Source organism: Paenibacillus sp. FSL W7-1287 (genome assembly GCF_038004245.1).
Classification (GTDB): Bacteria; Bacillota; Bacilli; order Paenibacillales; family Paenibacillaceae; genus Pristimantibacillus; species Pristimantibacillus camelliae.
On the sequence record NZ_JBBORD010000001.1, the window covers coordinates 3,690,329 to 3,714,055 of the forward strand.

14 protein-coding genes are annotated in these 23,727 nt (G+C 45.3%); 2 read left to right on the top strand and 12 right to left on the bottom strand.

The genetic code is table 11. The features are described from left to right. Nucleotides 1-58: 58 nt before the first annotated feature. A complete protein-coding gene (locus NSQ99_RS16780) occupies nt 59-2,113 on the bottom strand; it encodes a beta-galactosidase (protein ID WP_340837954.1) in 2,055 nt (684 codons plus the stop codon). 118 nt (nt 2,114-2,231) lie between these two features. On the opposite strand from NSQ99_RS16780, the gene NSQ99_RS16785 reads away from it, so the two are divergent. Next, nucleotides 2,232-3,068 carry a helix-turn-helix domain-containing protein gene (locus NSQ99_RS16785; RefSeq protein ID WP_251668854.1) on the top strand — a complete coding sequence of 279 codons (837 nt, stop codon included), beginning with the start codon at nt 2,232-2,234 and terminating at the stop codon, nt 3,066-3,068. Between the two features lie 111 nt (nt 3,069-3,179). Here NSQ99_RS16785 and NSQ99_RS16790 read toward each other — a convergent pair whose 3' ends face one another. From NSQ99_RS16790 to NSQ99_RS16820, 7 genes are all read right to left on the bottom strand, one after another. Continuing rightward, nucleotides 3,180-9,368 (bottom strand): rhamnogalacturonan lyase family protein, encoded by a 6,189-nt coding sequence (locus NSQ99_RS16790; RefSeq protein ID WP_340838822.1) that lies wholly within the window; start codon nt 9,366-9,368, stop codon nt 3,180-3,182. A 92-nt stretch (nt 9,369-9,460) separates the two neighbouring features. Further along, entirely contained in the window at nt 9,461-10,462 is a 1,002-nt protein-coding gene (locus NSQ99_RS16795) for an S-layer homology domain-containing protein (protein ID WP_340837956.1), read from the bottom strand. Between the two features lie 324 nt (nt 10,463-10,786). Beyond that, nucleotides 10,787-13,093, bottom strand: a complete 2,307-nt coding sequence (locus tag NSQ99_RS16800) for an AraC family transcriptional regulator (RefSeq protein WP_340837958.1) — start codon at nt 13,091-13,093, stop codon at nt 10,787-10,789. 212 nt (nt 13,094-13,305) lie between these two features. After that, entirely contained in the window at nt 13,306-15,696 is a 2,391-nt protein-coding gene (locus NSQ99_RS16805) for a glycoside hydrolase family 95 protein (protein ID WP_340837959.1), read from the bottom strand. 29 nt (nt 15,697-15,725) lie between these two features. After that, nucleotides 15,726-16,772 (bottom strand): zinc-binding alcohol dehydrogenase family protein, encoded by a 1,047-nt coding sequence (locus NSQ99_RS16810; RefSeq protein WP_340837961.1) that lies wholly within the window; start codon nt 16,770-16,772, stop codon nt 15,726-15,728. A gap of 32 nt (nt 16,773-16,804) precedes the next feature. Further along, the gene (locus NSQ99_RS16815) at nt 16,805-17,737 is read right to left on the bottom strand and encodes an aldo/keto reductase (RefSeq protein ID WP_340837962.1); all 933 of its coding nucleotides are present in this window, start codon (nt 17,735-17,737) and stop codon (nt 16,805-16,807) included. A gap of 99 nt (nt 17,738-17,836) precedes the next feature. Then, a complete protein-coding gene (locus NSQ99_RS16820; protein WP_251668882.1) occupies nt 17,837-18,691 on the bottom strand; it encodes an amidohydrolase family protein in 855 nt (284 codons plus the stop codon). Nucleotides 18,692-18,820: 129 nt separating this feature from the next. Here NSQ99_RS16820 and NSQ99_RS16825 point away from each other — a divergent pair, with 129 nt between their 5' ends. After that, nucleotides 18,821-19,681, top strand: coding sequence for an AraC family transcriptional regulator (locus tag NSQ99_RS16825; protein WP_340837964.1), 861 nt, complete (start codon nt 18,821-18,823; stop codon nt 19,679-19,681). 15 nt (nt 19,682-19,696) lie between these two features. Here the strand turns inward: NSQ99_RS16825 and NSQ99_RS16830 are convergent, their stop codons facing one another. The 4 genes from NSQ99_RS16830 to NSQ99_RS16845 all read right to left on the bottom strand — a co-directional run bounded on the left by NSQ99_RS16830 (nt 19,697) and on the right by NSQ99_RS16845 (nt 23,685). Further along, nucleotides 19,697-20,053 (bottom strand): winged helix-turn-helix transcriptional regulator, encoded by a 357-nt coding sequence (locus NSQ99_RS16830; protein WP_251668886.1) that lies wholly within the window; start codon nt 20,051-20,053, stop codon nt 19,697-19,699. Between the two features lie 155 nt (nt 20,054-20,208). Beyond that, on the bottom strand, nt 20,209-20,772 hold the full coding sequence (hxlB, locus tag NSQ99_RS16835) for a 6-phospho-3-hexuloisomerase (RefSeq protein WP_340837965.1): 564 nt from the start codon (nt 20,770-20,772) through the stop codon (nt 20,209-20,211). Between the two features lie 5 nt (nt 20,773-20,777). After that, nucleotides 20,778-21,410 carry a 3-hexulose-6-phosphate synthase gene (hxlA, locus tag NSQ99_RS16840; RefSeq protein WP_251668890.1) on the bottom strand — a complete coding sequence of 211 codons (633 nt, stop codon included), beginning with the start codon at nt 21,408-21,410 and terminating at the stop codon, nt 20,778-20,780. Nucleotides 21,411-21,585: 175 nt separating this feature from the next. Further along, nucleotides 21,586-23,685: an alpha-L-rhamnosidase-related protein gene (locus tag NSQ99_RS16845; protein WP_340837966.1), complete on the bottom strand. Its 2,100-nt coding sequence runs from the start codon at nt 23,683-23,685 to the stop codon at nt 21,586-21,588. Between the last annotated feature and the right edge of the window lie 42 nt (nt 23,686-23,727).

The following is a 23,727-nucleotide window of genomic DNA, read 5'->3' on the forward strand; positions in this document are numbered from 1 at the left end:
TCTAGAAACGTGAATACGTAAGACTATAGCTCAGCTGTTTCAGCCTGCTTGTTTAAGCTTATGATTTTAGCTTAATGATCATAACATCGTGACTGGAGAGCTCATGCTTACCGCCATCCAATGAACGATCGGTTAACAGGTCAATTCCCGTTGTTTCACCTAGATCAATCTGAACCGTCTCATCATTGTGATTCAGCACGAACAAATACTGCTGATCATCCTTATAGCGAATCGTTGTTTCAACTCCTTCAGGAAGCGAGTGAATGAAAGGCTCAATGCCGTGGGAAACGCATAGCTGTGCCAACCAATCCTTTAGAAACGCTTGCTCTGGACTCGTTGCTAAGTACCACGCTTCACCTTCCCCAAATTTGTTGACGGTTAACGCAGGCATACCCTTGTAGAAGTCATCGCCGTATACCGCCTTCACCTCGGCACCCTCACTATGGATAAGGTCACATAGCAGTCCGCACTCGTACTCCTCCTTCATACCAGAAGCACCTTCAGATAATATCATGCGGTTACGCTGGCTTGGCAGCAGTGCATCAATTTCTTCAGCCCAGATGCCAAACAGCTTTCTTAGCTCGCCAGGGTATCCACCGACCTTTACAAGATCACTTTCATTAACGATACCGCTGAAGAAGGTAGAGATGAGTGAGCCGCCAGCCTGAACGTACTGCTCAAGCTTTTGTGCAACACCTTGCTTCACCATATACATCACTGGTGCAATAACAAGATCGTAGCCGCTAAGATCTGCCTCTACACTTACTACATCAACTGCAACGCCTAGCTCATATAGTGCCTTGTAGTATTTATGCGCCTCATCAACGTAACGAAGGTCTATCGTTGGACCGCTGGACATCTCAATCGCCCACCAGTTTTCCCAGTCGAAGACAATCGCGACCTTCGCCTTAAAACGAGAATCAATGAGTGAATCACCAAGCTTGTTCAGCTCAGCACCGAGCTGCGCACATTCGCGGAACACACGTGTATGCTCATGACCAACATGCTCAATGACAGCGCCGTGATACTTTTCACAGGCACCGATTGATCTGCGTAGCTGGAAGAACATAACCGTATCTGCACCACGCGCAACTGATTGATAGCTCCACAGTCTCATTACACCTGGGCGCTTCAGTGAATTGTATGGCTGCCAGTTTTGCTGGCTTGGAGTTTGCTCCATCAGCATAAACGGCTGCCCATCCTTCAATCCGCGCATAAGATCGTGCATCATGCCCGTGTAGCTGTGAGGTGTATCGAATCTCGGGTAGCTGTCCCACGATATCACATCTATGAATTTTGCCCATTTATGATAGTCCAGCTTCTTAAATGCTCCCATCATATTCGTCGTAACTGGAATATCTGGCGTATGCTTTTTAACTGCTTCGTACTCGAGCTTATAGCATTCTAGTAAACTATCTGAATGGAAGCGCATGTAATCAAGTGATATCCCTTGAAAATTCGTTTCCGTACGTCCATTCGCCCCAGGCCACTCCTCACTTAGTCCACTAGGCAGCACAATATCCTCCCAGCTGTGGAAGATATGTCCCCAGAAGCCTGTGTTCCACGCACGGTTTAGCGCTTCTAGCGTACCGTAACGCTCTTTTAACCATTCACGAAAAGCTGCTTCACAGTTATCACAGTAGCAATTTCCCGCTCCGCCATACTCATTGTTAATATGCCAGATCAGTAATGCTGGATGATCCTTATAGCGTTCTGCCAGCTTCTCTGCCATAAGCACGGAATACTTGCGGAACGTCGGACTGTTCGGACAGGAATTGTGGCGACCTCCGAATTTACGCTTACGGCCATAAAAGTCAACCTGAAGCACATCCGGATATTTACGCGCCATCCAAGCAGGATGTGCCGCTGTGCTAGTTCCAAGACAAACACCAACTCCATCTGCATGCAGCTTATCCATCATCTCATCAAGCCAGCCAAAATCATAAGTATCTTCATCTGGCTGATTTTTCGACCAGCCGAATACGTTTAATGTCGCTACATCTATACCAGCAAGCTTGAACATGCGTAAATCTTCGTCCCAAACCTCTTTCTCCCATTGATCAGGATTGTAATCTCCGCCATACCATATTTTATTTTTCTTTGAGTTAATCATCTTGTCACTCCTTAACTTATATGATAAAACTGCAGTATACTCCTTCATTGTAAGCGCAATAATTATTAGTTCCTATATAAAATAAACGAGATACCATATAAGAATATGGAGGTTTTTTATGAACCGTCGCATCGTCCCTGCCACACTTGCAGAATTACTGCCCCTTCAGCTAGAAACGATCGGAATTAATACGGAACAGGAGTTAATCGAGCGGCCATCCGGCTATCCTTATTTCCACTGGCTTCAGACATTGAGAGGAGAAGGCGAGCTTGTTACAAAAAACAAAAGCTGGAAGTTGACCGAACGCTCTGGAATACTGCTCGCCCCAGATACGCCACATCGATATGAAGCGAAAAGCAGTCTCTGGCAAACGGGATACATTACCTTTCATGGCAGCCTTGCGGAGCATATCGTCCAAGCTTTAGGCTGGAATACGATTGAACGTTTTCAATGGGAAGCAGAAAATGATACAATATCTAAAATTTTCATTCAAATTATGGAGATCAATGATGCTGGAGGCGATCCTTCAGGGTGGCATTCCTCCTCACTGCTGTACCAATTCATCACATTGCTTCGAACGGAGGCTCGAACAGAAAGCCAACCATCCATATCCAAGCGCCTGCAGCGTGTTCAAATACTGCTTGATTGGCTAGAAAATGAGTACGCTAATCCAGAGGTCGGTTTAGCACAAATGGCAAAGCAGCTAGGGATAGGTGAACGACAGCTAAATGAAAAATTTCGTGAGCTATTCGGTCAAACGGCCTATCAATATTTAATACAGCTGCGTATTCGCAAAGCAAAGGAATTGCTACCCTCAAGGCCAGAATGGACCATTCGTAAAATTGGTGAAGCGGTCGGTTTCCGAGATGCGAGTCACTTTGTAGCAACATTTCGGTCAAAGGTCGGAATGACTCCTGAGACCTATCGCAGGTTATACGGAATGGTACCAGAGTAAAAGCTCTACGAAACCTTCAATAGTTGTTGTAATGATGTAGCGTAATAAAAGAGGGACCGCTCCTTATGGAACGGTCCCTCTTCTCTGCAATTGCTTATGCTAATATCCTCGTTACGACTGTTCCTCAGCAATCAACTGTGCAATTGCTGCAAGAGTTTGGATGTTAATTACTTTAGCTTCCAATACATCAGCCGTTTCAATCTCAGACCATGATTCATCATCAGCAGTGACACCATAATACTTCACTAACAGTGACAAATCAGCAATGGAGATCGGACCGGAGCCTGTTAATGTAACACGTTCATTGCTAAAGGCTTCGATCGCTTCCTGAAGGGCGGACAAGGCTGAAGCTGTATGACCGTTATTTTTTGCTGCATCAAGCGCTTGCTTTAGCTTAGCTATTGCTCCTGCTTTGTATTGTCCTACCTTTTCACCTTCTACTGCACGCTCTAATATCGTTGTTGCAGCAGTGATCTCTTGTTCAAGCTTCGTGCTGTCGTTATCTACAGCTGGAGGTGGTGTGATAACTGAGCTTGGTACTGCAAGGATATTAAACGTGTGCTCAGCTTCCTCTAGCTTGATATAGCCGAGCTTGCCCTCTGCTGCCACTTCAAACTTTGTAATATGAATACTCGATTTACCACTTGGCTGGCCTGATTTGACGATACCATTCAAGGTGAACAAATCTGTAGCCGTTTCGATTATGCTATCTTCTTCTGTCACCAATAAGATTACTCTTACCTTTCCGCTAGCTGGTTGTACTGTTGCACGAATAACCTGTAGCCGCTCATCTAGATTAGTAATTGCACCAGCATCTAATTCATAAGCTCCTTCATCATCTTGAACCATTCTAAAATCTACTTTTGACGGATCATATTCAAACTCAATATCAATCGCACTAAATGCGGTCTCAACTTCAGCTACAGTAATATTTAGTGAAACAAAGTGACCTGAGCTAACCGTTGCTGGTCCACTCATCTCCCCAGCACCCCATGGAGTTGGCTCCGGTGTTGGCTCTGGTGTCGGTTCTGGTGTCGGTTCCGGTGTCGGAGTCGGTTCTGGTGTTGGTTCTGGTGTTGGCTCTGGTGTTGGTGTCGGTTCTGGTGTCGGAGTCGGTTCTGGCGTTGGCTCCGGTGTTGGCTCCGGTGTCGGAGTCGGTTCTGGCGTTGGTTCTGGTGTCGGTTCTGGTGTCGGTGCTGGTGTTGGTTCTGGTGTTGGTTCTGGTGTTGGTTCTGGCGTCGGCTCCGGTGTCGGAGTCGGTTCTGGCGTTGGCTCTGGTGTCGGTTCTGGTGTTGGTTCTGGCGTCGGTTCTGGTTCAGGCTCCGTCACAATAACTGCTGCAGCAATCGGTAGCTCTGACGCTTGTAACAACTGAGCGACCATGCCAGCTACCATATTAGCACCATTCATTTGCAAATGCGTATTATCCTCTGTTGCGCCCACCCACATAAATACATCCTTCGTGCCTTCAGATCCAAGCTCCTGGAACTTCTCCCAGCTCACGTGATTAAGATCAAGCAGCGTCGTTCCTGTTTCCACAGCAACTTCCTTCATCGCTGCTACATATTCAGGGAAGCTCTTATTCAATACATCACCTGTAAAATCTCTTCTATTTACAGGCGATACTAGAACAGGAGTTGCTCCTCTTTGGTTAACGCCATCAATATATGTTTTTAAGTACACTTTGAACTCTTCAGGTGTTAGGTAACGTTCAGGTCTAGATGGCGTGGAATCGTTATGTGACCACTGCATGAACAAGTAGTCGCCCTGATGAATATCTAGCAGGATCTCATTCAGATGGCCGCCTACTAAGAACGTTTTACTGCTTAATCCACCTATTGCTCGGTTATCGACGGTAACATCTTCCACGTTGAGATAATCCTGCAATCGTTCACCCCAGCCTGCTTGTGGACGATAGCCTTCAGCGTAATTAGCTACAGTAGAATCGCTTGCTAGATAGATTTTCGGCTTCTCACCTACCCCATTACTATCCAGCTTTGTAATGGTCAGTGCATTAATTTTTGCAGAGGTTCCCGAAATATCAAAGTTAAACACACCATCAATTAAAGCAATATCGTACTCAATGACGCTATGTTCGTTAGCTGGAATTGTCGTCGATGCAACTTTACTCATTTGCTCTGTAACCACTGCTACATTCGTTGCTTCTGCGCTATCACCGATAACCATCTGTACGTGATAATTTGCAGGCTCCATCTCAACATAGAAGGTATTCGCACCTGTACGTATGAAGTCTTCATTCAGTGCATTGCCAGTTTCTCTGTTTTCCTCAACGAGCAGTGATGTATCTAAGAAGCCATAATGATTGCCTGGAATATAAGCTCTCGTTGCGTCGACCTTAATGTAGCCTTCTTCTGCATTACCTGATCCAAAGTCGAATTTAACCTCGGTAACAGGAGCAGCTGCTTCTGTCGTTAATGAATCCCGCGCTACCGTCAAAACATTCAATAAATGCTTAATCTGCTCCGCTGTCAAATTATCCTCGATCACAGCTCCGACTTCAGCGAGAGCATGAGCTAGCACTGCTTTCGATTGTTCAGTATAGCTAGAAGTATCCATTATGCTTATCTCATCATAAAGCTCAACTAACAATGATTTATCCCCTTCAATCGGTGGTAAAAATTCACCCATAATCTTCACATTGTCCAAATACGTCGTCCAATCTAGGTTTCTACCAGATGCTCTTGTTCCAAGGAAACGAATCGCACGAACATTTTCCTGATAGCTGATTCCAGAAGGAATCTCAATACCTGTAATCGTGCTCGTTTGATTGCTGTCTGCTCTGCTTGTTAGCGTCAGATCCATCGTTTTCGCTTGATAATTGATCGTAAGATCTACGTTCACCCACTGTTTATTCATTACAGTACTTGATGCGCGATCATCACCGTTTGGACCAATGGCATAGTCGATAGCCGTTGGGTTTGAATCTGATTTGGCATATAACGTTAGAAGAATATTTTCATTGCTGTCTTGTATCGAGATCGTACCTTCATTTGGTGTTATTCCAATCGTACCTGGATGCCAATCAAAATTCATCTTGATGAGGTTGCCGCCAATAGGGTCGAACAGACGGAATACTCTTGCACGCGGCCCGCTGCCTCCACCAGTAAATCTCAATACCGTTGACCCGTCATATTCCTCAATAAATGGTGCAAGTTGCCCGCCATACCCCGTTGCATTCACGATAGAATAGGCATCTACTGAGCCATCCGGCTCAAAATCCTCTTCGAACACTTGTGCTTCAGGCTCCGGCTCTGGCATAACAAACTCAGGATCAATGACATATGGCGATATCGTAAGCTCCAATTCTTCAACTGCTTCTGCCACTATCTTGGCAATGGCTTGTGCTCCCAGCTGGCTAAAATGCGTATTATCACTTACACCATCCGGATAACGAGGATACTCTCCTGGATTGGTATGCAGGAAGATTTTCTCTGTTGCAGCAAGCCCTACTTCATCATAGAATGCAATGCTAAGACTGCTCAGATCAATAAGTTGAACATCGTTTTGCTCGGCAACCTCTCTCGCAGCATTTACATACTCAGGGAAGCTCACATTGAACTGCTGTGTAACAGTATTAAAGTCTCTGCGTCCAACTGGTGTCAGCACGATTGGAGTTGCACCTCGTTGTTTTGCCCCATCTATATAGCGCTTGAGATACATCTTATAATCCTCTGGCGACGCATAACGATCTGGAATGCCTGCAGATGCATCATTATGGCCAAATGAGATAAAGAAGTAATCTCCTGGCTTAATCTCATGCAAGATGTTGTCTAAGCGCCCATCAAATAAGAACGACTTACTGCTTCTACCGCCAATCGCATGGTTTTTCACGACAACCTCGGAAGAGAAGTAACGCCCAAACTGCTCACCCCAGCCTTGCTGTGGAGCAAACATATCACTATAGGATTGCATCGTTGAATCCCCAGCCATATAGATGGTAACTGCTGAGCCGGCTGCTTTAGCTGGATACTTCTCGATCACCATTTCTTTAATGCTGTTCGCTGTACCGGTAAATGTAAACTCTAGCTGATTATCTACTACTGCTACGTCAAATGTACGAGTGTAGCCTTCACCTGCTGCTATAGACGTATTTGCAAGTTTTTGAACGTACTCTGACTTCAGCCCTATATGACTTTCCTCAGTCGCGTGACCAAGCGTTACCGTTACTCGATAATTCGCATTAGGCACATTAACCTGGAACGCACTGTCCTCTGAAGCGGTAACCTGCTGTTCACCTACCGTTACTCCTGCAATATGATTAAAGCCATAGCCGGTGGCGTCACTGAACTCTGTGCTCTCCACTTGGGTAGCTCCTTCAATCTGCTGGGAGCCAAAGCTAAAACGGAACATTTCCTCTAAGCTTTGCGGTGAAGCTGGGAACGAGATATTGACCTTAGGGAAATCTGTTGCTTCTGTTCCAAGATAAAAACCAGTATGTGGCGGCTGATTGTAGGCTACGTTTTGCCACGCAACGGCAAGACGATAGGTTGGGTCCTGCATTAATGTTGGAATGCGATAATCTGTAGGTATCGTCGTGCTGTATAGTCGATATTCCGTACTATCCTCATTGCGCACTAAAAACTCTTCACGCCAATCGCCGATGATATCGGCCTGAATAGCTGGAGTCCCTTTTGTATGATTGTTAGTAAGTGCTCCTTCAGCTCTAAAAATTTCATTTAGCTTCTTATTCTCATAGTCCCATTTGTAAATGAGCGGGATTCCTTTCGCTGTGCTGTTATCCCATTGATGGTCGAATAGCTCTCGCTGAAGATCGCCATCCCACCATATCGCAAAGTTAGCCGTTTTCGGTACATCTTCATTAGATGCAATAATTGTGCCATCAGCGGCGTATAGATTAGCAATAGGTACTGCCGCTCCATCTGTAATGCCCGTCGCCCAAGATTCATAGCCCGGATAGTTAGGATCGATATCTGCGGACATCCCTCGTCCTGTATCTACACCAGTATATTCTCCCCACAGTATCTCTCCTGTTGCTGCGTCACGCATCTCAATTCCATATTCTGCGCTGCGGTTTTCATGAACACTAAATACTTGGTAGCCTGCACGATTGGGATCTAGCTTGCCTGCATGCATGGCATCACCATGACCGAGGTCAGTGCTGTACATCACAGTACCATCATCATCAATCGCCAGTGCTCCAAACATAATCTCGTCTTTGCCGTCTCCGTCAGCATCGATAACGCTTAAGCCATGATTGCCCTGACCCATATACTGCTGACCATCAACATCTGTATCGAATACCCAACGTTGAGCTAACGAATGATCGATCACATCATAGGCGGCAATAACCGTTCGAGTGTAATAGCCTCTGCTGACGATGACGCTTGGTTTTTCACCATCTAAGTAAGCAATCGCTGCTAAGAAGCGATCGACTCGGTTGCCGTATCCGTCTCCCCAATCGCCTACATTTCCTCTAGGCGGATGATAGTCAACGGTCGAAATGGCAGCACCCGTTGCACCGTCGAACAAGGTTAAATACTCTGGACCGGTTAAAATATAGCCTCCATCATTGCGATGATCCGCAGATGCATCACCAATAACGACGCCTTGACCATCAATGGTTCCATCCGCAGTTTTAACGACGACTTCGGCTTTTCCATCGCTATTCAAGTCATACACCATGAGCTGGGTATAGTGCGCACCCGCCCTAATATTAACACCTAGATCAATTCTCCATAGCTTGCTTCCGTCTAGCTCAATCGCATCAATATATACGTTGCCAGTGTAGCCGCTTTGTGAATTATCCTTGGAGTTGCTCGGACTCCAGAGGAATACAATCTCGAGCTCACCATCCCCGTCAACGTCAGCTACCGTTGCATCACCAGCGTAGTAGCTGTAATGATCTCCGAGCTTCGTTCTGCCATCTGCTGGCTTATCTAGTCGAATAGGCAAATAGTTGTTATGCCATGTTGCTACACGATCAGGATCAATCGTTTCTACGCCATTAATGATGGTAGATATCTGATAATGTGAGCTATCTGAGCCTGATGTGTCCACATAGTTCGTTCCATTAATAATTGGCTCGTTATTAACCTTCATGCCATTTTTATATACGTTAAATGCAATATGCTCCGGATCCGTATTCAAATATCTCCAGCTCAGAAAAACACCATGTTCAGTCAGAATCGCCACAAGTCCGCGCTTCAAGAATTCCATCTCTTTTACAGCAGCTGTTGATTCAGCTGTGCTCGCTTGTGTCACATTAGGAGTCAAAACGATTGGAAATGCCAGAATGATTGCTAGAAGCAACGCAACCATGGACTTTTTCGAAAATGATTGTTTTCTTCCCACTTGCATGACGCCTCCTTCTATGCTCATTTACATAACATTAGCTACAACGTGCAATACGCTTATTCTGCAGTTAAATTGATTAGCATTTGAGTCGCTTCTGCTCTAGTTGCATGCTTTAATGGTGCAAAGGTATTGTTGCCTACCCCGTGAATCCAGCCTCTGTCTGCTGCAGCCGATACATAAGGAATTGCCCAGCTCGGTATAGCCTCTGCATCGGCAAATGTAACACTAGCCCCATCATCAATGGCAATGCTTTGTGATCGAACGATCATTGCAGCCATTTCAGCACGTGTCACTAATTTATCCGCTTGAAACGTTCCGTCGTTATAGCCTTCCACTAAACCTGCCTTTACAGCAGCAGCAATGGCACCTTTACTCCATGCTGGAATAGCATCCACATCCTTAAAGCTCAGCGATGCTGAAGCATCCGCTGTTAGACCGAGTGCCCTTACTAATATGGTGACAAACTCACCGCGGGTAATATTAGCCTGCGGACGGAACGTATCGTCAGCATAGCCTGAAACCCAGCCCAGCTGACTAGCCTTGCTAATCGCTGCTTCGGCCCAGTGCCCAGCAATGTCAGTAAACAAAGCTCCAGATGCCATTACCGTTAATTCCTCCGAAACTGCAGTAAGCTCTAATGATGAATGGACTAGCTTAATCGAGGAGATGGTAAAGCTCACATGATCTGCTGGATGAAGCTTCTCGAATGTAAGGCTGGCTAGTATTGCTTGGCCATCCATTCCTTTAGCCTGACCTGTTTTGGTATGAGCGAACAGCACACTGCCTTCGCTAACCATAGGGTCAGCTGTAAATCCTTCCTGAGGGCTTTTTCCACTGACAAACTTCACTTGCTCTGGATCAAATGCCACACGAAATTCATAGGCGTATACATCATCAAGCTGCTCACCCGTAAGCTCTAACACAATATTGCTTCCATCCTGCGTTGACTTAGCGCTAAACGTAGGCGATGATGCTGCCACTGCAGTGACAGAAATAACGAGCATCGCTAATAAAGCACTTGTTAAGAATAAACATAATTGCTTCTTCAGGTTAGTCATAACGTAGTCCATTCCTCCTTTTGATTTGTCCTCCAGTAACTTCTCCGATTACGCAATGGAAGCGCTATCTAGTTAGTCCTGGAGCATAGCACTTTAACAGTTAGTCCGCGCAAAATGTATGTTACCCGTTAAAGATTGACTTGAAAATCATCAGATTTGATACAGAAGGGCTGTTTTGATATGATTTCGCGCTTAGCTGCTCCTCCTTAAGTAACGGATGATCAAAACAGTCCATAAATGAACAAAACATTCCAGCTCCTTAACCAATAAAAAACCTCTTAACGGAAGCATCCTTCCATTAAGAGGGGAGAGAAATATACGTATTCAATTCAATACATGCTTATTTCTATTCATTGTTTGATGCTGCTGAGATCGATATACGCTTGGTGTCATATGTTCGACCTTCTGGAAAAAGCGGTTAAAGCTTCTTATATTGTTGTAGCCTACTTCCTCTGCTATTTGTTTAATCGTTAACTCGCTCGATCGCAGTAATTTCTTGGCCTGCTTAATGCGTTGTGCATGAACATAATCGCCCAAGGTCATGCCTGTCACTTGCGTAATAATTTTTCGCATATAGGAATAGCTAATACCAATTTCTTCAGCCATCTCTTCGAATACAATATCCTTACGATAATTATTGTCTAAGTAATGAATGATTTTATGTCCGTACTGAGTTCCTTCACCTGCGGTAAGCTCAAGCAAATGACTGATGATATCCTCATAAAAGCTTACAAGTGCAGCTTCTACGTCATCTAAGGTTTCAGATATTGCGAGCTGCGTATATATATTTCGATGACTTGAGAATAAATGCTGGACATTCACATTCTTCTCTCTCAAATGCGTAAGCGTCACGCCGACAAGCTGATGACAGATGTAGAGCACTTGATCTGGAGCAATATGCATTTGGTTGCTAAAATCTTGCCATACGTTGGCAATCTCCTGCTTCGCACTATCAAAATTACATTGATCGATATAGCTTAGCAATTTCTTCTCACTTGCATTCGGATAAAAATGATTCTGCTCGTCGTCCGCTGTACTTGTACTCGAGCCATAATATATATGTCCGTAGCCTTGCAGTAATCTTCTTTTCAAGCCCTCTAATGCAGATATATAATGAGATTGCACGTCATGAATCGAATAAAATAGATCACTTACACTTATCGTTATTGATTGATGAAATATCTCTACTGCCTTAAGCTGCAATGCTTTTATCAGCTCAGACAATGCCTCCTGATCCATTAATCGTGCTACGTTATCACTGTTGATGAATATCACATAATAGCCGTCTCCCTGATCTACACACTTCAGTTTTGTATGCTCCATACTTAACCGGTCAATCGCTGCAATCCATTTATAACGATGATAGCTTCTAGCCTCGCTGCCATGCTTAATCATGTATTGGCGATAGGCATCAATCGATAGAATGGCGACTATAAAATTTCTCCGTTTAAATAGTGTACGAGCTTGCTCGGTTACTTCACCTCGTATTAACTGCTGCAAAGCGATATCATTGGTGGCCTGTTTACTTTCATTCAACAGCTGCTGCAGCTCTTCGGCCTCATCCTGCATTCTTTCAAATGCTTCTTCAAGGAAGTTAAGCTCATTTTTAGGTTGATCACCGTAATGTAGGCGATGGTTTACCATCATAACTAATTTTTTGATCGGAACAGATAATCTTTTCGTTACAATTAAGGAGAACAAGGAGCCGAATATAATCATAATAAACGCTAATATATAAATGCTTTTTTGCAGTCGGTAGATGGCAGCCATCTGCTTACTGACCTCGTATATATTAACATTCAACCAGCCAGTAGATACGGAACGACTCCATGTGACTAACTGCCGTGCACGATCCTGCTCCCTATAGGTATACCCTGCCTCCTGACGCTCATTAAACAGATGATTGAAGAATGGCTCGTGGACAATGTTCTTAAAGAGCATCGCTTGATCGACATGAGATATAATAAACCCATTCTCATTTATCAATATATATTCATTAAAGCCTGTTTGGTTAGACGATAAATATTGCGTAAACTCTGTTTCTAGAATATTGACCACTAAGCTGCCTTTTACTGTATTAGACAAGCTACGTAATGGTAAAACGTAGGAGAGGATAGACTTTTCATCTGTCTGATCCCAGCGACTAAACCATACACCTTGCACGCCTTCGCTTTTCTCTAATGCTGTGTTCATCCAATGAACCGATTCGTAATTATGCAAGGCAGTAATACCTTTATCGGTAGAGATAATATAATCCGCATCCTCCATATAAATAAACGATGAATAGATGCTCGGATTGATTTTGTTTAGCTCATACAGTTCCTTTAGTATCGTAGCAGCGCTGTTCACATTTGATGTATCATACGTCATACTCGCTATGGAACGAGTCTCCTGCATGCTATTCAATAACGCAGATGATGCTATTCGCACACTATGGTCAACGATGTTCTCCATAACTTTGTCCGTTAGCTCTTGATTCGCTTTCGTCTCAGCTAAGGATGATTCTGCGATCTCACGCTCTGAATAGTTCATCATTTGTGTCACACTGTACCAAACTAAGATAGCTACGGAAATTAACATTACCCCCATAAGGATTACCGTATGCTTGAGCAGCAATGGAAGGTTTTTCATCGTTACCTCTCCTTTCTACAACGATTAACGATACCAAAAGGAAGATAATATGTATGCGCTTACATTTTTATGTAATAAATATGCCTTAGAATACTTGATGGTCCATAAACTGTCAACGGTAAAGCTGTCGAACTTTCACGAACATCAAAAAAATAATGCGCTAATCCTATAAATGAATTAGCGCATCTGCTTTACATATGAATATCGAACGATTACTCGACACCAAGCTTCGGTGTCAGCTCATACTTAACTCCTACTTCCGTTGCAAAAGAAATGCAGCCAGCTTCAGCGGCATCAAGCAGCTTAACCTCTCGTCCATGCTGATCCTTCACCTCAAGCGGCACACTTGCAAAAACCGTGCATGTCTCCCCATTCAGTGATGTGATCTCCGCTTCACTCAGTGCACTATTGCTCCATTGCAAATTAACCTCAAATCCTCCACGTGCCCGCAGGCCAGTTATACTACCAGTAGGCCAAGCTTTCGGCAATGCTGGCAGAAGGCTGATTAAGCCTTGATGAGACTGAAGGAGCAGCTCTGCAATACCTGCGGTTGCAGCAAAGTTTCCATCGATCTGGAAAGGAGGATGGGCATCGAAAAGATTTGCGTATACGCCGCCTCTCTCCCCTCTTGCATTCGCATCAACAAGATGAAGCAGGTTCGAGATCAAATTCATAGCACGTTCGCCATCCTGGAAGCGAGCCCATAGATTAATCTTCCAGCCAAGACTCCAGCCTGTACCACCATCCCCGCGGCGTTCCAACGACTTCTGAGCTGCAGTGAATAGCTCTGGTGCGCGCTCCTTCATAAGCTCGCGTCCTGGATAAACGCCGAATAAATGCGATACATGGCGATGATAAACATCCTCGTCCTCGAAATCCTGACTCCATTCCTGCAGCTGACCGTGCTTACCGATTTGCAGCGGAAGCAAGGAGCTTCTCGCTTGTTCCAGCTCGGCTCTAAAGGCCTCATCCATGTCTAGTACTTCTGCAGCTTCGATACAGTTCGTAAACAAATCCCAAATCATTGACAAATCCATCGTTGAGGCAGCACTTACCGCTGCAAGACTGCCATTCTCTGTTCTGAACTTATGCTCAGGAGATGTTGATGGAGACGTAATCAGATGTCCATTCTGATCTTTAATTAGCCAGTCCAAGCAAAACAGCGCAGCTTCCTTCATTATTGGATAGGCCTGATTGCGTAGATAAGCTTCATCTCTGCCGAAGGCATAATGCTCCCATAGATGCTGACTAAGCCATGCGCCAGCCATTGGCCAGAAAGCCCATATCGGATCACCTTGACCAAAGTCCCCAACAGGCGAGCTTTGTGCCCATAGATCCGAATTATGATGAGCCGTCCAGCCGCGAGCACCGTAATTGATCTCAGCTGTCTTCTTGCCTGTCACGGCCAAGTTTCCAATAAACTCAAGCAGCGGCTCATGACATTCTGACAAATTACAGATCTCAGCTGGCCAGTAGTTCATTTCTGCATTGATGTTAAGCGTATAATTACTGCTCCAAGGCGGACGTATCTCTTTATTCCAGATCCCCTGTAAATTAGCAGGCTGAGTGCCTGGGCGAGAGCTCGAGATCATCAAGTACCGACCGTACTGGAATAGCAGCTCAACCAAGCTCGGATCAGATGCTCCATACTTCTGAATTCTGTCATCCGTGGACATATGAGCTGGGCTAGTTCTTTCTCCAAGATGGATATTCACGCGATCGAATAAGCTCTTATAGTCTTCGATATGCGCGCTGCGAAGTGATTCGTATGGAGAATCTAGCACCTTTGTTATATAGGCCTGAGCAAGCTTCCCTGGCTCCTTCCCCTCTCTGCCAGGTGAACGGTCGAATCCGTTAAAGCTTGTTGCTGCACTAATATACAAGGTCACCTCGGTAGCCTGCCGTACATGTAGCCCGTCCTGATCCACCGAGATGCTTCCATCACCTGTAACTGCCGCTAGTCTGCCCTCGAACGTCATCGCATTGCCTTGCCCCTCCTCTTCGAACACAATGGGCTGCTCTACACGATGATAGTTAGGTGCCACGTATACGGGCGCTTTACCTCGCACAATCCAATGTTCATCATCATGTAACGACTGAGCCTGCAAGCTGCTGTCGAGCCGAGCTGTAAAGCTCAGCATGCCTTCGCTGCTCGACTGTAGACGGATGACGATGACCTGATCCGGATGCGATGCAAAGATTTCTCGTGAATATTGAACATCGCCCACCTTGTATTGAACACGGGAGATGCCTTGCTGCAGATCCAGCTCTCTAGCGTACGAATCTGCTTGATCGCCATGCTCGAAAATAATAGAAAGATCACCAAACGGTAAATACGATTGTGTAAAGACGCCCTGCATCTCCTTGCACAGTTGGTCAGCCTTCACGTATTCTCCTTCCTCAATGAGCCTTCTCACCTCGGGTAGAACCTCTAAGGCGCGCGGATTGTTCCAATCACGCGGTCCTCCTGACCAAAGGGTATCCTCATTTAACTGAATGGTCTCTGTACCAACTCCGCCAAAAATCATTGCTCCGAGTCTCCCGTTACCAATCGGCAGTGCCTCTGTCCATTCAATCGCTGGCTTCTGATATGTAAGCTTCATCCTATATCCTCCTTGAATTAAGATTAGTGCTAGACCTCTACAATCGCTTTAATGACTTTGCTTGTTGGATTAAGCCAAATCTCGAATTCGTCTATCATCTGATCAAAGGGCGAACGATGCGTAATATATTGGTTAATATCCAAGCTTCCGCTGCGTAGCACCGCAGCTACATGCTGGAAGTCAGCAGCTGTTGCATTACGACTGCCCATCAGTGTCAGCTCACGCTTATGGAATTCAGGGTCAGAGAATGAGATTTCTCCTTTTACAAGACCTACAAAGATCAGCTGTCCTCCATGTGCAACGAGCTCGAATGAATCCTTCATTGATGAGACGTTACCTGTAGCATCGAACACGGCTGTCGGAAATTCTCCATTCGTTAGCTTGGCAAGTCGCTGCTTCACATCAATTTGCTCTCCATTATTCGTAAGCTCCATCGTTAATGCATTCATCGTCTCATCTGCTTTAGCCCATGCTCTGCAAAAAGCAAGTCGTTCCTCATTAATATCCATTGCAATAACCTTAGCTCCCGTATGCTTTGCAAAGGCCATTACAGCAAGGCCGATCGGACCTGAGCCAATAACAAGCACTGTGTCGTGCGGCCCAATATCTGCCCGTCTTACAGCATGTGCACCTATCGCAAGAGGCTCAATCATCGCGGCTTCATCCAGGGTTAGCCCATCCGCTTGAATAAGATGTGACACAGGCACTGCAATTCGCTCTCGCATTCCCCCATCTACATGAACACCAAGCACCTGCATATTCATGCAGCAGTTTGTTGTTCCTCTGCGGCAGGCAATACACTGCCCGCAATGCAGATAGGGAATAATAGCTACTTTATCTCCAGCTGCTAGACCAGCAGTATTCTCACCAATCTGCTCGATGACACCACTCAGCTCATGGCCTAAAATTCTTGGATATTGGAAGAACGGTTGATTGCCCTTGAACGCATGGTAATCGGTACCGCATATCCCAATTCTACGAATCGATACGATCGCATGCTCTTCTGTTAACTTGGGCTCAGGCATACTGTCCAGCATTCGGAATACACCAACCTCTTCACATACAATCCCCTTCATACGTCACCTCTTTTCTACAATTCTTCGTTCCTTTATTTGTTATAAAGCGGTATTCCGCTTTCCCACGTAACGTTATGAATTGGCTGTAGAATTTGTAAGATCTCATTCAACAGCTCTTCATCAATCGGTTCTTCAATCCATGCAGCATTTCTTATGATGTTATCAGGATTGGCCGTACTGACGAGCGTAGTAGGTATGCTTGGATGACTTGTTGAAAACTGAACCGCCAGCTTAGCAATGTCAGCTCCTTTTACCTCAGCTAGTTTTGCAGCACGCATGCATGCTTCCTTCACCTTCTCTGGAGCTGGGTGCCAATCAGGCGCTCCTCGAGTGCTTAAGAGTCCCATTGAGAGCGGTGAAGCATTAATTAGACCAACCTGATGCTTCTCCAGGAGTGGTAGCAGCTTGAGCAAGGAATGATCATTCAGAGAATAATGACAATAAGAGATAATGGCATCCACTTGAACCTTCGGAAGCATATGCTCAAAAAGCGCAAGCGGCAAGCCGCAAATGCCGGAGAAGCGGATTTTGCCTTGCTCTTTTAGCGAGTTCAACGCAGGGATTGCTTCTTCTATAATGATATCGGGTTGAACAAACTCAATATCATGCAAAAATAAAAAGTCCACATAGTCAGTTTTAAGTCTGCGAAGACTCTCTTCTAGACTGGATATGATGGTAGCCCTCGAATAGTCGAACGTATCGATCCCGTATCTGCCCGCTTTGGTGCTTAAATAAAAGCGATCCCGTGAGGTCTGACTAATCGCTTCACCTAAAACGGTCTCTGCCTTCGTCGCCCCATAATATGGTGAGACATCGATGAGATTAATTCCCGCATCAAGCGCTGCATGCATGGTGCGAATTCCTTCTCTGTCATCCGTTTCTCGAAACACGGAACCGAGTGAGGACGCGCCAAAGCTAAGTGTTGAAACCTCTAGTCCTGTACTTCCTAATAGACGATACTTCATGCCCAACCTCCAATTAACCTTTGAATATTATCCTCTTCACTAACCATTACAGCTAATACCTTTATCACATGTGCTTTCCTGTGTAACCGGGGTGTTCATTTATTGAGGCATTGAATTTAGCTCATTTAGCTTATAGAAAGCTCTAGCGTTTTCACCAAACAGCTTCGCTCGCTCATGCTCATTCCACATGTCCGGTAGGTTCCCTTCTAATACCCCTACCACCTCATCGTAGCTTGCCGCAAGGAGGCAAACGGGCCAATCTGTTCCGAACATGACGCGATCCGTGCCAAAAGCATGGAGTGCATGCTCGATATAACGTCTAAATTGCTCAGGCTTCCATGCTTGGTGATCAGCCTCAGTCACCATGCCAGAAAGCTTGCAGTATAGTTTCGGATGTTTTGCTGCCCGCTCCAGCTGTGCTGCCCAAGGCTCGAATGCTTGCTCCGCGATTCTCGGCTTGCCAATATGATCAATGACGCCTCTCAGGCCAGGTACTGCATCTAGCAGCTCATTCAGCACTTCCAGCTGATTCGATGTTACGAGAAGATCGACGGGAATATCCTCTCTTGCATACTCTTGAAGCGCTTCCACAAAGCTGCGTTCAAGTACACGGCTTGCATCTGACATCTCTTGAATCATGAGACGAAAGCCGACGAATTTCGGGTGCTTCCGAAACTGTTCGTAATGTGTTCGGTGAGCGGGATTGAATAAATCGAGATATCCAACGACACCAAGAATAGAATCGGAGCGATCAGCTAATGACAATAAATACTCTGTCTCTTCTATCGTAGGAGCTGCTTGCACAACAATCGTACCGTCGATATGGTGCTTCTGTAGATGGATGTCGAGATCCTCAGGCATAAAGTCTCTGTACAGCGCCAGCAAGTCCGGCGTAATCCAACCATAATCCGTTCGTGTCATCGACCAATAATGCTGATGAGCATCAATACGCATACAAATCCTCTCCCCTCTTGATGATTATGATTGTACACGTATAATAGGGAATATAAATATCATATTTTTACAAATTTATGTCCGATTATGATCTATTCATCCCATGGGACAAAAGAGGAGACAATCCGAATGGAACCGATTCGTAAACCTTTTTATGTTGATCCAATATTTCCGCTTGAGGTTGTCTATAAAGGGCTTAGAGATACGGGAAATGAGCTGCCTGATCATTTGCATGATCTATATGAAATCGTCTATATCCACGAAGGCAGTGGCACGTTTTTTATCGATCATTCCTTGTACGAAAAAAAGCCCGGTGATTTATTTCTCATACCGGGCAATACGATTCATCGTTCATTTCCGTCTGCTGATGAACCGATCGTTTCTACTGCTATATTTTTTGCACCGTCACTCGTCCAAACCTTTGTTCTAGGCAATGAATATGACCCCTTTAAGGGCTTTGACATTGCTAGAAAGACGAGGAACTACAAGCTGACTTTACCTAAGTCCGTCCAACTAAGGATCGAAGCAACGATTGAACATATGGGCCATGAATTACAAGAGAAAAATGAGGGATATCGCCAAGCACTTTGGCTGCAATTGCAGCAGATACTGCTTGAATTATTCCGACATCCAATGATGAAAACGGACACGTTAGCTGCAGCAGGGCTCGTTCCTCAATGGATGCAAAGCGCTTTGCATGACATTAATCTCGATCCTGTGCAATGCGGTGGACTTGCGGAATTGTCAGAGAAAGCCTGCGTCAGTGCAGGACACTTCTCGCGTGTCTTTAAACAGCTAACAGGCATGAACGTTACCGACTACGTAAATGCAAAGCGGATCGCCAAAGCAAAGGAGTTGCTTCTGTCGTCAGATGATACGATCGAAACGATCGCCCAAGGCTGCGGCTTTCAAGGCATGAGGCATTTTTACGAAACATTCAAGAAGCTGACTGGAGAAACCCCAAAAAGCTATCGCCGCAAGGACAAGTGAAATCATAAAAAGCTTTTACGATTTCCAGATGACATTTTCTCCATAGTTTTTTCCCCAATCGTACATCGCGTGCAATAAAGGCATTAAGGTCTTCCCGTATTCACTGAGTGAATACTCCACACGAGGGGGTACTTCAGCGAACACCTTGCGTTCGACCAGTTGATCTTCCTCTAGCTCACGCAGCTGATTTGTGAGCATCTTTTGTGTGATATGTGGAATCTGACGCTTCAGCTCACTAAACCGCTTCGTGCCTTCGAGCCCAAGATTCCATAATATAATTAACTTCCACTTACCTCCAATAACGGCAAGTGTCAGCTCTTTTTCACAGTTAATTTCCTGCAAATTAATTCTATCTTTCACTTCAGTGGCCATGAGACGAGCCTCCCATCTTCCATTCATACTAGAAACAACATCATTATGTTTATTCTACTAGAGGGGCATTGCAGATGCAAAGCATGCTCTGGACTCAATGATAAGGAAAAAGGACCAGAATCTGCTCTTGCTAGCAGATTCCGATCCTTATGTCATTATTCTAGGTTAGCGTGTCTGCCGAACATATCCGCTCCCGTGATCTCTTGTTTATTCATTAGTAACAATACTAGAGCATCCATGACTAGCAATAACCCCTGCTCAAAGAGTGAGCCCATCGGCTGACTGGTGACGGCAGCACCAGCTGAAGCTGTCTCCTCCTTCGCCGATGCAGGTATTCGTACAACGGATTCTGCGACTTGACCAATCGTGGATTCCGGCTTGATTGTAACGAGACCAATCGTTGCTCCTGCACCTGCCGCCTTCTGAGCCATCAGCTTTAGGCTTCCTGTCTCACCTGAACCCGAGCAGAGCAGCAGCATATCACCCTGTCCAATGCCTGGTGTAACGGTCTCCCCAACCACATATACCTGTAAGCCGAGATGCATTAAGCGCATCGCAAATGCTTTACCCATAAGGCCAGATCGACCAGCTCCTGCAACGAATATTTTATTCGATCGAAGGATATGCTCCGCCATGCTTTGCATTTCCGAATCGTTGATCTGGCTAAGCGTATGCTGCAGCTCATTCAGAATATCGTTTACGTATTGATTACTGCTCATGCTGCTTAACCTTGTTTGATCAAGCGCTGGATTTCAGATGCAACTGCAGCTTTGTCATTCACGCCAGTAATTCCGCCACCGACAATAACAAGATCCGGCTGAGCCTTAATAACTTCTGGAAGTGTTTCAAGCTTGATGCCGCCTGCAACTGCTGTTTTCGCGTTAGTTACGACACGCTTGATTGTTAACAAATCCTCGAATGGATTCTCGCCAGCAGCTTGCTGATCATAGCCGGTATGCACACAAATATAATCTGCGCCAAGAGCATCGACTTCACGTGCACGCTGCTCAAGATCCGCCACGTTAATCATATCTACTAGCACTTGCTTATTTAGTTTTTTCGCTTCCTCTACAGCACCTTGAATCGTCTTGTCATTCGCTACGCCAAGCACTGTAACTAGGTCTGCTCCTGCTTCAGAAGCTTTCATAATCTCATAGCCGCCTGCATCCATAACCTTGAGGTCTGCGAGTACCTCCAGATGAGGGAATGCTTCCTTCATTGCTTTAACTGCATGAAGCCCCTCGTTAATAACGATCGGCGTACCGATCTCAACGATGTCTACGTATTGTTCTACCTCTTTAACAAGTGCGATTCCGTCAGGGATATTTACAAGGTCCAATGCCAATTGTAATTTCATCATACATACTCTCCTTCTTGTTCAATTCTGCTTCATCATTATAGAACTGAACATACAACAGCGGAAGTACGCACTTGTAAGTGGGATAGTTACTTGCAGGATACTATTGGAGTGTTAGGAAGCTAATTCTGAAGGATGCCTATAGGCTATCTCCATAGGACATTCAGCTTGAGATTCATATTAAGCTATTAGCTTTGTAAGAAATAACATAGCTTTCGCCAGCTTCAATCGTTAGTTCATAGCAATCACTACCGATCGAGCGAACGATGCCATTGGTGCATTCAGGTAATTCGCTGCTTTCAATAACAAAACTCCCTTTTCCGTGCGTGCTGTGAACACGAATAGTAGTGAGGTCTACCTCGACACTAATTAATCCCTTTCCTGTAGGCACCGTTCCCTTCATATGCTCTAACCCACCGAGATTCGGTCGAATTTGATAGGTTTCATAGCCCGGTGAAGTAGGAGTCACACCTAGAAAATATTTTCCAAAAAGATATACGGGTCCTGCACCCCATGCATGACATAAGCTTTTGCCGAAGGCGACCCCGTACATGCTGTAATGGGCATCATCCGTAAGCGATGGATCATACTCCTCCCAAAAAGTCGTTGCACCGAGCGAGATCATGCCACCCCAATAAGAAAGAATCTCTTGCAGCACTTGGTGATGCTGCCCCGCTTCGCACAGCACCCCCATCTCGTGGAAGCGCATATATGGCGTGCGAATTTGGGGTACATCCGGATTCAACAGAACTTGTCGGACGACGCTATCGCGCTGCTCAGGCGTGAGATAATTGTAGCTCATGGCGAACATGCTGGCATGCTTCGTCAGCATAGGCTGCGTGACGCCGTCGATTCGGTGATGCAGCAGTCCTCCTTTCTCCTCGTCCCAGAACAGTTCGAACGTCTTTGCTTTGATCTCTTGGGCAAGTTTTTCATAGGAATCAGTGGCCGTCTGATCGCCCAGCAGTCTGGCGAACGTGCTCATCGCCTCTAAGCTTCGTACGAGCAGCAATTGAATCGTACTTACCGCACCCGTATTGTTAAGATCCGCCCAATCCACAAACACCCAATCCTGCGGTCTTCCCTCAAGGAACCCTTCCTCATTGCGCTGCTTAAGACAGAATTCCATCAAGCTGACTGCTCGTTCGTAATATTGCTTAATAAATTCCAAATCACCCGTGTAAAGATAATAATCATAAAGTGAAATAAACCAATATAAAGAATAATCGAGAATTGTATTCATATGTCTCTCTAACGGATCTTTACCCCTAAGAGCGATAAGTGTCCTGCGAGTTACATCCAAATCGAAAAAGCTATAATAATTCATCAAAAATGCCTGGTATGCATCACCTGACCATACCCAGAAGTCTCGTTTAATGCCATCGAGAAAAAATTCCCTCGTATTCAAATGCAGCGTATACAGCCCCATCTCATATATCTCATTCAGTTTAGGATCTGAGCATTCGAACGAACCGTGATAGGTAAGGGGTACATATTCATACAGCATCGATATGCGATCCCAGCTCACACCAGGATCTGCATGAATCCATACATAACGAAATGCATTCGCGTCTTCTAGCGTATAGATACCATCCTTAGCACGCGAACCTGCTTCTGTAGCATCGAATCGATCCAAGCTGTAGCATTCCCCAGGCGATATGGCCTCTGCAATCGATTCACCGTAATAAATATTGACGGTCCCAGCGCCCTTCAAATTATGAAATTGCAAATATCCGAATGTCTCACGACCAAAGTCAAGAAACGGATGTCCGTCCCTAAGCTCTTCCGAAGCAGGCTCCTTTGGCGTAACGGCTAAACGGAACTGTGATGGGCGATTTTCTGGTGAGTCAAACGTCCAAGATGCTGCCGGCAGCCAATCGTTCTGATAGGAGCTTACTTCCCAGCTAGAGTCTGTCCGAATATGTGATCCTTCAATGAATAACGCAGGAGCCTCTACATCATTAAACACACAGACTAGAATTTCATGGTGGCCGGCTGGAAGCGTAACAACCGAATCATTAAAACGGGCATTGTCTTTCCCGTCAAGAATAAGTGAGAACGTCCCATCGGAAGTAATTTTGATTTGTTCCTCCTGCGGTAGGTCGTATGTATATCTAAAGAATATGTTTGAATAGTGACGATCAAGCCGCCAAAAGGCAGGATACATCACCCCTCGTGACCTCCGTTTGACTGACAGCTTCTCGTGCAGCCTTATCTCAAAATCTCCGGGATACCAAATCCAGAACGCAGTTTGATTGCTTGAGCTTTGATCCATTACACTTTCCCCTTTTCCTTTTATGGGTATGATTGTATACTA